This window comes from Fructobacillus fructosus KCTC 3544 (assembly GCF_001438695.1).
In the GTDB taxonomy this organism is placed as follows: Bacteria; Bacillota; Bacilli; order Lactobacillales; family Lactobacillaceae; genus Fructobacillus; species Fructobacillus fructosus.
Window position 1 is genome coordinate 1 of the sequence record NZ_JQBH01000008.1, and the last position, 14,258, is coordinate 14,258.

At 45.6% G+C, this 14,258-nt stretch carries 13 protein-coding genes and 2 other annotated features; of the genes, 4 read left to right on the forward strand and 9 right to left on the reverse strand.

The window, feature by feature from the left end; translation table 11 throughout:
• Positions 1–107: 107 nt before the first annotated feature.
• Positions 108–2,276 carry a DUF1542 domain-containing protein gene (locus IV71_RS04405; protein WP_056995026.1) on the forward strand — a complete coding sequence of 723 codons (2,169 nt, stop codon included), beginning with the start codon at positions 108–110 and terminating at the stop codon, positions 2,274–2,276.
• A gap of 124 nt (positions 2,277–2,400) precedes the next feature.
• Here the strand turns inward: IV71_RS04405 and IV71_RS04410 are convergent, their stop codons facing one another.
• On the reverse strand, positions 2,401–3,009 hold the full coding sequence (locus tag IV71_RS04410) for a Pr6Pr family membrane protein (RefSeq protein ID WP_010017637.1): 609 nt from the start codon (positions 3,007–3,009) through the stop codon (positions 2,401–2,403).
• 260 nt (positions 3,010–3,269) lie between these two features.
• Between IV71_RS04410 and IV71_RS04415 the strand changes: the two genes are divergently transcribed.
• A complete protein-coding gene (locus IV71_RS04415; RefSeq protein ID WP_010017638.1) occupies positions 3,270–3,884 on the forward strand; it encodes an NAD(P)H-dependent oxidoreductase in 615 nt (204 codons plus the stop codon).
• Positions 3,885–3,941: 57 nt separating this feature from the next.
• Here the strand turns inward: IV71_RS04415 and IV71_RS04420 are convergent, their stop codons facing one another.
• Together IV71_RS04420 and IV71_RS04425 are read right to left on the reverse strand one after the other, a co-directional pair.
• Positions 3,942–5,006, reverse strand: coding sequence for a glycosyltransferase family 2 protein (locus IV71_RS04420; protein WP_010017640.1), 1,065 nt, complete (start codon positions 5,004–5,006; stop codon positions 3,942–3,944).
• A 23-nt stretch (positions 5,007–5,029) separates the two neighbouring features.
• A complete protein-coding gene (locus tag IV71_RS04425; RefSeq protein ID WP_010017642.1) occupies positions 5,030–7,207 on the reverse strand; it encodes an ArnT family glycosyltransferase in 2,178 nt (725 codons plus the stop codon).
• Positions 7,208–7,437: 230 nt separating this feature from the next.
• On the opposite strand from IV71_RS04425, the gene IV71_RS04430 reads away from it, so the two are divergent.
• Positions 7,438–8,247 (forward strand): alpha/beta fold hydrolase, encoded by an 810-nt coding sequence (locus tag IV71_RS04430; RefSeq protein ID WP_010017643.1) that lies wholly within the window; start codon positions 7,438–7,440, stop codon positions 8,245–8,247.
• A gap of 71 nt (positions 8,248–8,318) precedes the next feature.
• On the opposite strand, the gene IV71_RS04435 is transcribed toward IV71_RS04430, so the two are convergent.
• The 5 genes from IV71_RS04435 to IV71_RS04450 all read right to left on the reverse strand — a co-directional run bounded on the left by IV71_RS04435 (position 8,319) and on the right by IV71_RS04450 (position 12,617).
• Positions 8,319–9,152 (reverse strand): amino acid ABC transporter substrate-binding protein, encoded by an 834-nt coding sequence (locus tag IV71_RS04435; protein WP_010017645.1) that lies wholly within the window; start codon positions 9,150–9,152, stop codon positions 8,319–8,321.
• Positions 9,149–9,787: an amino acid ABC transporter ATP-binding protein gene (locus IV71_RS04440; protein ID WP_010017647.1), complete on the reverse strand. Its 639-nt coding sequence runs from the start codon at positions 9,785–9,787 to the stop codon at positions 9,149–9,151. Before IV71_RS04440 ends, IV71_RS04435 begins: the two co-directional genes overlap by 4 nt.
• A gap of 3 nt (positions 9,788–9,790) precedes the next feature.
• Positions 9,791–10,432, reverse strand: coding sequence for an amino acid ABC transporter permease (locus tag IV71_RS04445; protein ID WP_010017648.1), 642 nt, complete (start codon positions 10,430–10,432; stop codon positions 9,791–9,793).
• Positions 10,433–10,479: 47 nt separating this feature from the next.
• Positions 10,480–10,712, reverse strand: a binding site (T-box leader).
• Positions 10,708–10,845 carry a hypothetical protein gene (locus tag IV71_RS07925; protein ID WP_010017649.1) on the reverse strand — a complete coding sequence of 46 codons (138 nt, stop codon included), beginning with the start codon at positions 10,843–10,845 and terminating at the stop codon, positions 10,708–10,710. Its footprint overlaps the feature before it by 5 nt.
• A 46-nt stretch (positions 10,846–10,891) precedes the next feature.
• Positions 10,892–11,124 (reverse strand) — a binding site (T-box leader).
• Positions 11,125–11,216: 92 nt separating this feature from the next.
• Positions 11,217–12,617 carry an APC family permease gene (locus IV71_RS04450; protein ID WP_010017650.1) on the reverse strand — a complete coding sequence of 467 codons (1,401 nt, stop codon included), beginning with the start codon at positions 12,615–12,617 and terminating at the stop codon, positions 11,217–11,219.
• 104 nt (positions 12,618–12,721) lie between these two features.
• Here IV71_RS04450 and IV71_RS04455 point away from each other — a divergent pair, with 104 nt between their 5' ends.
• On the forward strand, positions 12,722–13,591 hold the full coding sequence (locus IV71_RS04455) for a LysR family transcriptional regulator (RefSeq protein ID WP_010017652.1): 870 nt from the start codon (positions 12,722–12,724) through the stop codon (positions 13,589–13,591).
• 41 nt (positions 13,592–13,632) lie between these two features.
• On the opposite strand, the gene IV71_RS04460 is transcribed toward IV71_RS04455, so the two are convergent.
• On the reverse strand, positions 13,633–14,178 hold the full coding sequence (locus IV71_RS04460) for a TetR/AcrR family transcriptional regulator (protein ID WP_010017653.1): 546 nt from the start codon (positions 14,176–14,178) through the stop codon (positions 13,633–13,635).
• Positions 14,179–14,258 lie beyond the last annotated feature (80 nt).

The window sequence follows — 14,258 nt, forward strand, 5'->3', positions numbered from 1 at the left end:
GATAATTATACAGTGGACGATGCATAAAATCTGTCCATTTTATCAGCATACGAGCAATTGCCGATGCTGCTGATAAGGCAAAGAAGGCAGTCGATGCCGATGATTCCTTGACGCCAGCTGACAAGACTAAGCGGAAGGCGGCCATCGATAAGGCAGCCGACAAGGCCAAGAACGACGTTGACAACGCGAAGAGTGCTGACGATGCCATTAAGGCTACGACGGATGGTGACAAAAACATCGCCGGTTTGAACGATGCCAAGAACGCAGCTGATGCCAAGATTGACCAAGCTGTCAAGGACACGAAGGCCAAGATTGCATCTGACGATGCCCTTTCAACTGATGAAAAGAAGGCACAAAGTGACAAGGCTGATCAGGACGCAGCCACAGCTAAGTCCAACATCGATGACGCCACGAACAATGACGAAATCGATGCAGCCACAACTAAGGGTTCAGAATCAATTGATGCCGACTACAAGGCTGGTTCCATGTCTGGTGTTAAAGACCAGAACAAGACCGACATTGATGATGCAGCTGATAACGCCAAGAAGGCTGTCGATGCCGATGATTCCTTGACGCCAGCCGACAAGAGCAAGCGGAAGGCAGCGATCGACAAGGCTGCTGCCAAGGCCAAGAACGACGTTGACAATGCGAAGAGCGCCGACGATGCCAATAAGGCCACAACGGATGGTAACAAGAACATCGCCGGTTTGAACGATGCTAAGAACGCAGCGGATGCTAAGATTGACCAGGCAGTGGCTGACACAAAGGCTAAGATTGCTTCTGATTCATCATTAACTTCTGATGAAAAGAAGGCACAAATCGACAAGGCTGATGAAGATGCTGCCACAACCAAGGCAAACATCGATGACGCCACGAACAGTGACGAAATCGATGCAGCCACAACTAAGGGTGTTGAAGCTATTGATGCTGACTACAAGCCAGGATCAATGGACGGTGTTAAGAACAAGAACAAGTCCAATATTGATGCAGCGTCTGACGATGCTAAGAAAGCAATTGATAACGATGGTTCCTTAACACCGGATGCAAAGGATAAGCGCAAAGCTGCCATTGATAAGGCTGCTGCTAAGGCTAAGAGTGACATCGACAATGCCAAGAGTGCGGATGATGCTGACAAGGCCACGGTTGATGGTAACCAGAACATCGCCGGTTTGAACGATGCCAAGAACGCAGCGGATGCCAAGATTGATAACGCCGAAAAGTCAACGAATGGTAAGATTGATGATGATTCAGCGTTAACAACTGATCAAAAGAAGTCGCAAAGCGATAAGGCTGCAGCTGATGCTGCCGCTGCAAAGGCCAACATCGATAATGCAACCAATAGTGACGAGATCACGGCAGCAACAGTCAATGGTGTTAAGGCCATTGCAGCTGACTACAAGGCTGGTTCGATGGATGATGTCAAGAACCAGAACAAGGCCAACATTGATGATGTGGCAAACGATGCCAAGAAGGCCATTGATAACGATGGTTCATTGACGCCGGCTGCCAAGAATAAGCGTAAGGCTGCCATCGATGAGGCTGCTGCGAAGGCCAAGGCTGATATTGATAACGCGAAGACCGCTGACAAGGCAGGTACAAATGCTGATGATGGTGCAGCTACTATTGCTGGCTTGAACGGTGCTAAGGATTCTGCTGGTGTTCAAATTGATCATGCTGCCGACAAGGCTAAGTCCGATATCGACAATGATGCTTCATTGTCCGGTAAGGAAAAGAACAACCAGGATCAGCAAGTTGATCAGGCCGTGGCAAATGCTAAGGCGGCCATTGATTCAGCGATTGACCTGGATGCAGTGAGCCAGTTGAAGGATTCTGGTCTTGCCGTTATTAACAAGATTCATCAATCAGGATTACCACTCGGTCAACAGCAACAATCCGCTAATCGCTTTGTTGAAAACGAAGCAGCAAAGGTGCGTGCTGAGATTGAAAACGATCCTTACTTAACACAAGCTGAAAAGACTGCTCAGTTCGCAGCTTTGGACGCAATGATTCAAGACGTTAAGCAGTCAATTGCCTCTGCTAAAGATAGCGATGCACTTGAACAAGTACTCGTTTCTGGCAAGCAAAAGATTGAATCCGTTTACCATATGGGTGTCAAGAAGACGGAACAACCAGTTCAGAAGCCGGTTGTAAAGAAGGATAGCCCAATGCCTGAAACAGCTAGTCGTGTGAGTCGTCATGCTCAAGAAACGATTGGCCTGGCATTGACCGCTAGTCTTTCAACATTCTTCTTAACTAAGAAGCGTCACGATAAGTAAGCAAGTGTAAAAACTGCTCATTTAAAAAGCAGCTGAAAGAATATTCTTTCGGCTGCTTTTTCATTTTGGATATTAAATTTAAGAAAGGAGCCTCCTATCATAAAAGATAGGAGGCTCTTTTTGTTTACTTGGCCAGACGCTTATCAATGTAATAAAGCAGGTAGCCAAAGACTAGGAAAAAGATTAGTAGGGCAGCGACAAAGCAGAACACAGCATGCCAACCAATTAGCTCAGAATTGATAAAGTAGTAAGGATAGTGCTCACCGGTCAGTGGGTAGACAATTTTAAAGTTGGCTGCAATCACAGTGAACGCATAATAAATAAGCGGAATGCCTAACCAATAGAGAGGCGCTTTGATGGAAAAACGGCCCTTTTGATCAAAAAGGAGCCAGTCTAGGATAACCATGCTTGGTACCACGAGGTGAACCAGTAAGGTACCGGTGAATTGCCAGGCACCGTGGATATTAAAGGAGTGAGGTGCTAAAATTCCCCAATAAATTAGCATAGTCACCGTAATGGCGAGTGTTACCGCTCCCTTAATGTTTGGGGAACGCACTTGATTGTGATGGATCAAAAGACCAATGAAGTATAGGATGCAAAGTACGTTTGACAACGTCGTATAGTAAAGTAGCATCGCTGGCTTAAGTTCCGTGTTGATGGCAACACCCACTAACCCAATAGTAATCAGTAGTATACGGTAAATCTGTCGGAACCGTGTAGAACGAATCGTCATGATAAAGTCATCCTTTCATGCAGCCGATAGTGAATCTTGACTAATTGAGTATACTATAAAATAAAAGGCAAGTCATGTAATTGTTTTGTAACTTTTTTGTAATCATTTAGAAATGATGATGTTTTTATTTATACATTTCGTGAAATAATTATCAAGTTTGATAAAAAGATTGCTTGTTTGTGTTATAGTAAATCGGTATAAGGGGAAGGTTTGACTTTCTTAGCTATAATTATACAAACAATCAGATGAGGAACGCCACAATGAAAATTTTAATTATACAAGGACAGCCGGACGATCAATCTTTTGCCCATGCGAATGCCATGCATAGTTATGAAGTTCTTCGGGAAGATGGTGTGGAAGTCAGGTTCGTTGATTTGGCGATTGATGATTTTGATCCAGTTTTACGTTACGGGTACCGTGCTCGAATGGAAAGCCAATCTTACATTCAAGAGGTACAACATAAAGTTGCATGGGCAGATCACATTTGTTTTTTCTTCCCAGTATGGTGGGGGGCCGAGCCGTCCGTTTTGAAGGGCTTGATTGATCGCGCTTTCACACCGGGATTTGCGTATAAACGGAATGGACCACTGCATGTGCAGGGACTGTTGCAGGGTAAAGAAGCGAGTCTTTTTTTGACGTCTGATGACCCCGCCTTTTTTCAGCGTCGGTATGGTGGTGTTGTTTCGCATTGGAAGCGTGATATTCTTGGCCATGCTGGAATTAAGCTGACCAAAACGATGATTCTCGGTGGGGACCGTTGGCTCAATGATGAGGAAGAACGGACCGATTTTATTGATCGTTGTTCCCAAGAGATTGAGGCAATGGCCGTTCGTGATATGCACCATTCACTTCTAAAAGAGTTACTTAAAAAATAATGATGACACAATAAAAGTCGCCACCCATCGTTTAGAGGGTGACGACTTTTTTAGTGATTAGGCTCGATCAAACCATTGACGGTTCGTTGTCTGGTTTAATGGGGTTAAGCGAGCTTTCGTGTTTTGCTTTGTTTCACGACCAACATTGGCTGTTGCCAAAACCCCGGTTTCTTGTTCAATATAGAAGAGGGGCCGGCCTTTAACTTCGGTAAAGACTTTTCCAATGTAGGTGCCAACTACCCCAATGGCGATGAGGTTAAGTCCTCCGAGGAGCCAAATGGAAATCATTAAGGACGACCAACCGGCGGTTGGATTACCAATCAATTTTTCAACAATCGTATAGATAATTTCAATACCAGCAATTGATGAAACAACAAGACCAAGGTTGAAAAGCAACTTAATTGGTTTAACAGAGAAGGAGGTAATGCCGTCAATGGCAAAGTTTACCATCTTTTTCAATGGATACTTTGACGTGCCAGCTTCTCGTTTGGCCCGCTGATAGTAAACCTTAGCGGATGGGTAGCCAATCAAGGGAACCATGGCCCGTAAGAAGAGATTCTTTTCTGGCATGGCGAGTAATGCTTGAACGGCTGTCTTTGACATTAAGCGAAAGTCAGCGTGGTTTGGAACGAGTTCGACGCCTAGCCAGCCAGCGACTTTGTAAAAGGCCAGAGCTGAGTTTTTCTTAAACCAGGTATCGGTTTCACGAGAGGAACGAACCGCATAGACAATTTCGTTTCCTTCAAGATACTTGTCGACCATTTGACCAATAATTTCCGGGCTATCCTGTAAATCGGCATCAAGCGTGATGGTGATGTCTGCCAGTTTGATGGCCTCACTGAGTCCGGCAATTAAAGCCGGTTGGTGACCGAAGTTACGAGAGAGTTTGATCGTTAAAACATCTGTGTGCTCTCGTTCTAAGCTCTGCATGATGGGGTAGGTTTGGTCCTTTGATCCGTCATCAACAATTAGAATAAAGGAGCCAGTGGCGATTTTATTTTGTTGAATTAAATCATCTTTAATACCCTGCAACTTTGACACCGTGTGTTGGAGCATCTCCTCTTCGTTATAAGCAGGTAGGATGAGTGCTAACTTAGGTGTCTTTTTAACTTGTGTGAGCATGGCGAACTCCTTTCTTTTTGTGATTATGAAGCAGCAGAGGAAAGGTCATAGAGGGTAGAGTTACCTGATTGGCCACCCATGCCACCCATTTGCATGCCAGTTGACTGGCTTGAACTTGATGAAGAAGATGAGCTGTAGCTAACCTTTGTACCATTCTTCTTGACCCATGTCAGGATCTTTGAAATGTCACCAGTCGATGCCTTGGTGTTCCCAATAACGAAGTAGCGGAGTTGTCCACTTTTGACGAGCTTCTTAAATTGGGCTAAAGTCATTGTCGGATCAGTACCGTTATAACCACCGATGGCCATGACCGCCTTCTTCGACTTGATGATGTAGCCAGAAGCGGAATTGGAATCAGTTGTTGCAAAGAGGTACTTAGCAGAACCTTGGTGCTTTTCTGTGTAAGAAAGCAATGCTGAATCAACTGAACCACCCATGTCGGAAGATCCCTTTGAGGAAAGTAGTGAAGGGTTAGCATTGGGGATTGCTGCCGAAGTGTGTGACAGGGTTGGCGTTAGTGCCCAGAATCCTGAAAGCAGCGAAACGACGATGATTGAGAGAGCAATCTTGAGCTTTGTGGCCACGATTTTGTTAAAGAACCAAAGGGCGGCAACCGCAAGGCCAAGCAAGATAATGATAATGCCTGCAACCGGGTAGTAAGACCAAGCATAGTAGGCTTGGAGGGCTGTTGTGCCAACAATCGTGATGGCCAGAAGAGACTTGGCAATGAGACCTTGCTTTAAGCCGCCTTCCTTCACCATCTTAGCAACGGCAACGGCCCCAATGGCCGTCAGGGCTGCGATGGCTGGTGCTAACATGATCGTGTAATAAGGGTGGAAGAAGGAAGCCACGGAGAAGAATCCGTAGACTGGAACGAACCAGCCGGCCCAGAGAAGAACGTCTGATTGTTCGTCTGAAATACTGTACCACTTGCCGCCCTTCTTGCGGAAGGCCCACCAACCAGCACCAATTCCAAGGACTGCGAATGGTAAGAACCAACCGATTTGAGAACCAAGATCAGATTGGAAAAGACGGAAAGGACCGGCAGAACCGATGGCAAAAGCTGAATTACCACCACCGGCCATACCACCCTTACCACCTTTACCAGGGTTGCCCATCTTACCGGACGGCTTCGTGCCTGTTGGGGCACCGTTTTTGGAACCTGATGGTTTAGTCCCTGTTGGTGCTCCTGTTTTAGAACCAGTCGGTGCTTGACCTGTTGGAGCAGTTCCCTTTGTACCGGTCGTTCCACCAGGAGGTGTGTTCCCGGTGTTGGTACCCGTTGTACCAGTCGTCGTGTTCTTAGTAGTAGACTTGGTACCTGTTGGTTTTGTGCCGCCAGGTCCGCCGTTGCCACCCGTCTTCTTAGAAGACTTGCCCATACCAGCGAATGTGCCGCCAGTACCGGAAGTTTGTCCCAAGAGTCGTTGTGTACCGTTATAACCAAAAGCTAATTCCATTAAGGAGTTGGTTTGAGAGGAACCAATGTAGGGACGGCTCGAAGTGGAGACGGAATCAACACTGGCTGGATAGGCAACGGTGAAGATACCAAGAGAGGCCATGGCAGCCAATAGCCAAAGGACTTTTTTCTTCCAGGGCAACTTGATTGCCACCCAGTAGAAGACAAGCATGGCTGGTAAAATCATGAAGGCCTGCAACATCTTGATGTTAAAGGAAATACCAATGAGGGCAAAGGCAATGAGAACGAGCCAGAACCTCTTTTTGGCGACGGCCCTGGTTAACGTGTAAACCGCTAAGAGTAAGAAGAAAACCAGAATAGCGTCCATGTTGTTGGTTCGCGAGTTGGCAACGACCGTTGGCGTTAAAGTCATCACTAGTGCGGCTAAACGACCAGCCCATGGACCGAACTTGGGGGTAATTAACTTGTAGAGAAGGGCGACGGAGCCAATCCCTGCCAGAACGGAGGGAAGGACAATTGACCAACCGTGAACCCCGAAGATTTTGGCTGAAATCGCCATGAACCAAAGGGCAACTGGTGGCTTATCAACGGTGATAAAGCCGGCTGGATCGAAAGCCCCATACCAGAAATTATGCCAGGATTGAACCATTGATGTAATGGCTGCTGTATAGTAAGAATTAGCCGAACCAGCATCCCAGATTCCCCAGCCGTATAAAAAAGCGGCGAGGATTAGGATACTGAATAAGTACCAATCCATTTTTTTCAAAGACAGTTTTTTCATCAAACTTGCCTCCTTCGATAGGATAAACATAGTTTAAATTGGTATGCCTATATTAAAATTAAATGAGTTTCAAGTGAAAATTAAATGTTTGGACCAGGTGAATGGCAATAAAAGTGGTGCACTAAATAGAAGGAAAAGGACTTTTTGTTACGATTTGCTAGTAACAAGGTCGTCTTTTCATCAAAGAAGTTATGGTAAACTAGTCACACGTTTTGACTGTGGAGGATGGTATGAAGACAAGTCAGTTAGTGGATTATGAAGTGTTTGGTGCTGGAACACCCATCGTTTTCTTGCACGGGATGGCGTTGAATAAGGAAAGTAACCGTCTCTTTTTTGAACCGTTTTTGCGAACTTCGGATTACCAGCGAATCTATTTAGATATTCCGGGGATGGGGGCGAGTGCGCCAACGTCGCAGGCAACGGGGCAACAAGTGGCTGAAACGCTCTTTCGTGCCATTCGAGAAATCATCGGCGAACAGTCTTTTGTTTTCTATGGGCATTCCTTTGGTGGTTACATGGCTCAGGTTCTTACGGAGATGTTTGCCGGCCAAGTCATTGGTCTTTTCCTAACGGGCTCAGTGGTAACCGCCGACAAGTCCAAGCGCTTACTTGCGAAACCAACCCAGGTAATTGTTGACCAGGTCGAAGTAACTGCCGATGCGCACTATTATGATGATTTTTTGACGATGAGTAGTCAAATTAGTCAGGCCAACTGGGAGACCTATCGACGACTGATCGTTCCAGGACTAAAAACCGTTAACCATGCCTTTTTGCAGGAGCTACACCAACATTACACCGTTGCAAATGAAGACCAATTACGGCAGAAGAATTACCGGATACCGTTGACAATGATGATTGGTAAAAACGACCAAGTGGTCGGCTATCAGGAACAGTGTCAATTAGCTGAGCAAAGTGAGGGAGACGAACTTTTTTTGTTAAGTCGAACGGGACATAACGTGATGATTGACCGACCGGTCCTTACGAAGCTAGTCTTTCAAAATTTCTTGACCACTGTTGCGACTTTTAGCAAGGGATTATAGGACAAATAAAAAGAGGAAGACCTCAGATTGCGGGCCTTCCTCTTTTTAGTGGGAACTAGGTTGTCCGTGGTTTAGCCAAACCACTTGTTTTCAATTTCCTTCATGTAGCCATCCTTCTTCAGCTTATCGAGTTGTTCGTTAACTTTCTTTTGCAAAGTTTTGTCGCTCTTCCGGAAACCGACCACATCGTCATCTGCTTGGAAACCGCCATCGATGATTTGGTACTGGTCGAGGGTTCCTTGCTGCTTCAAGAAGTAGCGGGCGTAATCTTCATCAACCAAGATTCCGGTCAAGCGGTCAGCATTCAAGTCCGCGAAGGCCTTGTCGAAAGTGTCATAGCCCACCGCTGTTTGGTCTTTGATGTATTGCTTTAGAATCTTTGGTTGATCAGCCAGTGCCGTTTCAGCAGAAGATTGCGTCTGCAGGCCAAGGGTTTTGCCCTTCATGTCAGAATACTTTGTTACCCCGGAAGATTTCTTCACAACGAGGGCTAAAGGCGCGTTGTGATAGGGCTTTGAGAAACTGACTTTTTTGGCCCGATCGGCTGTTTTCGTGTAGCCGTTCCAAATAGCATCGATGTTTCCGGTGTTTAACTCCGTTTCTTTCATCGACCAATCAATTGGTTGCCACTTGACTTTGATGCCAAGGTTGTCAAAGACCTTCGTGGCCAAGTCAATATCAAAACCAACGATTTGGCCGGAAGAGTCGCGGAAGCCCATCGGAACGAAAGTGTCATCTAGCCCAATCGTGATGGTTTTTTTCTTTTCAATCTTTGACCATTGATCCTTTTTCCCAGAAGACTGACTATTGCCTGGCTTGAGCCCGACAACGAGGAGCAAAGCGATGGCACCTGCAAAGATGATTCCGATGATGCTGTTGATGATGATTTTTTTATTCTTTTTCATTTTGATACCTCTTTTGTAAAGTCGAATGTGCGGTCTGAAATGGTTTTTTCAAAAGGCAAGTCATGGGTGACCACTAGTTGACTAACGCCCTCTTTTTTCAGCTGTAACATAATGCTTTCCACCTGCCTTGTTGACTGTTCGTCCAAGCCAGAAGTCGGTTCATCGTAGATGATGACTTGTGGCTCCATTGCCAGGGCTCTGGCAATCGCGACCCGCTGTTTTTGCCCACCAGAGAGTTGGTATGGATATAAGTTGGCCTGTTCGGTAATGTTTAATTTACGGAGTAGTTCGCTTGTCTTTTGGGTGATGCTCGGTTGATCTGCTTTTTTCACGATTTTTGGTGCTAGTTCGATGTTCTCTTTCACGGTTAAGTGTGGGAAAAGGTTGAAATCTTGGAAAATGAGGGCAAACTGTTTGCTGACCTGGGGTGTTCCCACTGGAAATTGTTCGTTTTCAATGGTAATCGTGCCAGACTGGGCTTCCTCTAAGCCGGTTAGGACTTTAATCAGGGTTGTTTTCCCAATTCCGGAAGGCCCCATGACAGTGAGAATTTCACCGTCATCAAGTGTGAGGGACAGATTCTTGAAGATTGTTTTGTCACCAAATTGTTTGGTTAGGTTTTGAATTTGAATCATGGGTTACCTCCAACGGTTTAGTTTCTTTTCACTTTGGCGTAGTAGGACGGTGACAAAGCCGGTCATGAGCAGGTAGAGAACTCCAACGATTAGGTAGGGGATGAGTGTCACTTCTCGACTAGCGGCAATGGAACCTGCTCGAAGGATGTCGCCTAGTCCAATCACGTAAATTAATGAAGTGTCCTTCACCAGATTAATCACTTCGTTACCGAAGGGCGGCACGATGATTTTGATGACCTGGGGCAGGATGATGCGGAAGAAAGACTGACTTTTACTAAGTCCCAAGACCTGAGCAGCTGCCAACTGTCCTTGAGGGATCGCCTGTAGGCCACCACGGAAAATCTCAGCTAGGTAAGCCGCATAGTTGATAATAAAGGCGAAGATAGCGGCATCAAAACGGGAAAAAGTGATGCCAACCATTGAAAGGCCGTAGTAGATAAAAATCAATTGCAGTAAGAGGGGAGTTCCCCGCATGATCCAGATATAGGCATTAATAATCCAACGTAAAACAAAGTATTCTGAACGCATGCCAATGGCAACAAGAATGCCAATCGGAATCGACCCGATTAAAGTTAAAAGAAAGACCAGAACGGTCATTTGTAAACCGGACAGAATGCCCGGTATAAAGCTGATAAATTGTTCCATGTTAAGTTCTCCAATAATAAACAAAAACGCCCCCTAAGTATTACTACTTAGAGGGCGTTGCACGCGGTCCCACCTCATCATTCTTTCACCATCACTGATGAAAGCTCACGGCGTTTGTTAAGAACGCCTTGTCTGGTAACGGGGATTAATCCGGCGCTGGCTACTGATATTCACCAACACACTCCCAGGTGTGTTTCGTTCATTGTCATTGTCTACTTTCAGCTAACGTAAACTCTCTTAGAATGACTGATGAATTACTCGTCCCGGTCGTTGCTTTAGATTGAATGCCTGTATGAAGCACTCTTTGATTTGTTTTCTTGCATTAAATGATGATGTCGTTGGTTGCTTTTTTTCTGGCCATGTTTTTCAAGGCCACCAAAGCACTTACTTAAAATTTCAGTTGATTCAGTCATCTATCCTTCTCCAATCGAAATAAAAACGCCCCCTAAGTATTACTACTTAGAGGGCGTTGCACGCGGTCCCACCTCATGATTCTTTTACCATCACTGGTAAAAGCTTAAGACGTCTGTTGACGTCTGGTCCGTAACGGGGACAAACCGACCTAACCTACTGATGATTCAATCAGGCACTCACGGGTGTGTTTCGCAAACCTGCTCCTTGTGATTCTCTCAGCTGTGAATCACTTTCTGTTAAGGAGGATCAGTTGCTACTCTTCCGCTCAACGTTTTAATTTTCATTTATTATAAAACGATTCATTTTTTAATGCAAGTTTAATTTTAAAAGAAATTAAAAAGTCGCATTCCAGCGAACGCGACTTTGAGAACTAATCTTTTTGTTGCAGCTTTGAATGGCGAACGCCGTAGACAAAGTAGAAGATGATACCGGCAACCAGCCAAATGGAGACCGAAGTCTTCGTAATACTTGGCAGCATGAAGATGAAACCAATGGAACAGAGGCCTGCAAAGACAGGGAGTACTGGGTACCATGGCATCTTGAAACCATCGTTTGGAATATCCTTGCGACGACGCAGTGGAATAATTCCGAATGAGATGAAGGCAAAGGCAATTAACGTTCCAGCGTTAATCAGTGAGGCAAGCTCACTAAGTGGCACAAGACCGGCAAATACGGCTTGAACAACGGTAGCGACGATGATGGCTTTATCTGGAACCCCTTGCTTCTTGGAAACATGTCCCATAGCCTTTGGCAACAGTCCATCGCGACCAAGGGCGTAGACCAAGCGAGAACCACCAATGAACATGGTCATCATGGCGGTAAAGATACCGAAGAGGGCACCGACCGTAATCAGCTTGTTGAAAGTGGCGAGGTGTACGACTTTCATAGCGAAGGCGGCGGGATCATCGACACCAAGTTGCTTGTAGTTGACAATTCCCGTCAAAACAAATGAGAAAGTCACGTAGAGGACAACGGCGATGACCACCGTTCCAAGGATTCCACGGACAACGTTCTTTCCAGGGTTGATTGTTTCAGCTGAGTTAGCAGCCAGGGCATCAAAGCCGATAAAGGCGAAGAAGACGGTGGCCGCAGCTGTTAGAATACCGCCCATTCCAAAGATACCGCTATGGAATTCACTTGGGTAGAATGGGACGTAGTTATCGGACTTAATGTAGAAAACACCAACGGCGATAAAGAGGATAATGATGGCGACTTTGACGACAACGGCAAAGTTTTCAACCTTTGTCGACATGGCTGAACCGCGCATAATAATGGCAGCGATAATCAACACAATGGCGACGGCCGTAATGTTAATCACGCCACCTTCCATTGGTCCAGCCTGCAGTGCCTTTGGCAAGTTAATACCGACGGCGGACAAAAGGTTATCATTGAAATAAGCAGCAAAACCGGTGGCTTCGGCTGAGACAGCCAGGAAATACTCCAGAATCAGCGACCAACCCAGAATCCAACCGATAATTTCACCGAAGACGACCGATCCGAATGAATAGGCGGAACCGGCAACGGGCATGGCGGATGAGAATTCGGCATAAGCCATCCCCACCATTCCCGAAACCAAAGCAGCCAACAAGAAGGCGATGGCCACGGCAGGACCAGCGTGTGAAGCCGCTTCATGGCCTGGCAAGATAAAGATACCAGTACCGATGACGGCTCCGATTCCAAGACCAATCAGATCCTTGGTCTTGAGTGTTTTTTTCAATTGGGCGTCAGCCTGCATATAGGAGCTGACGGATTCTTTTTTGAAAATGTTCATACGTTCTTCTCAAACTTCCTTTATTGATACAATCTATCTTAATTGATACACTATGATAAGTAAAATTAATAAATAAAATAGTTATATAAGGAAAAACGATTGAAATGAATCGACTACTCGTGCTTGAAACCATTATTCAGATGCAGTCTTTCACTAAGGCTGCCAAAGTCCTCGGCTACACTCAGTCTTCAGTATCGCAGATGGTTGCAGGCTTAGAAAAAGAGTTTGGAATTCAGATTTTAAAACGTTCCCGGAACGGCGTTTCGTTAACTGCTGAAGGAGCGGAGATTTATCCACTCATTATTCAGACACTTCGCCAGTACCAGGCCTTGCAGGAACGGGCTGCTGCTTTGACTGGGTTAAAGACGGGAACGGTTCGGATTGGGGCCATTACTTCTGTTTCGTGCTACTGGCTGCCTGAGCTCTTTAAATCATTTAAGGGAATGTACCCAAACATTGAGTTTGTCTTACAGCAGGGTGATTACGGCATGATTTTGACGTGGCTGAAGAATGGTGAGATTGACTTCGGGCTGATGACAGCCAACTATGGCGAGGGCTTCAACAAAGTCATTTTGCACACAACCGAGATGAAGGCTTTCCTGCCAAGTGGCCATCCATTGACGAAACTTGATCAGATTCCACTTCGAAAACTAACATCCGATCCCTTCATTTTGGTGGAAGGGGGTGGCTACGCCGAACCAATTGAGGCCTTTCAAAAGTCCGGTTTGCTACCAAACGTGCGGTATCGGATTCAAGATGACTATACCATCATGTCCATGGTAGAAGCCGGTCTTGGTATCAGTGTTCTTTCAGAATTGGTGGCTTCACGAACCAACTTTGATGTACAGGTCCGTTCCGTTGAACCAAAGATTGAACGGCCAGTTGCGATTATTTACCGTGATAAGGCGACGCTTCCGATAGCTAGTCAGCACTTTATTGACTTTTTGATTCAACATAAAAAAGAATTATTGTAGCAAAAAGCGACCTGATCCATATCAAAGGGACGGGTCGCTTTTTATTGTTCATCGATGAAGAAGGCGTCGGGAAGAAAGTTGGTCACGATAGTTGCCATCTCAGCGGGTGATTCTGGTGTGCCACGCTTTAGCCACTCAAAGAGAACAGCCGGTAAGGCACCCGTGAAAAAGGGGATGAGGTAGGGTTCGTTCCAAGGCAGTTCCTTGGGTTTTCGTCCTTTTTTAGCAGTGTCTCGAAAATAATTAAAGATATAGGCGGAGAGACCGCTATCAAAGAGAAGGATAAAACGCTCTTTTTGTCCACGGAAAAAGACGAAGACGTCTTTTAAATCCAATTGGACGTCTTTTCGAGTCCAGGCGAATTGTTTGGATTGCTGCCGCCGCTCATCAATGAGTTCTTCTAAATAGTAATTGAGGATGTCTTCCTTACTATCAAAGTTTCGATAGTAAGAGGTCCGTCCAACACCGGCTGTCTTAATTAAAGAAGCAATCCGAATTTCTGAGAATGGATGCTCTTCCAACTCTTTAAAAAGGCCGTCGACAATCTGTTCTTTTACCCGTGCGTTTTCTTGCTGACCGTAGTTCATGGTAATGCTCCTCGTTCTGCTTAGCTACATTGTACCAGATATTTTTTAAGTGGAACATATTGACACAGTCAAAAATCGTG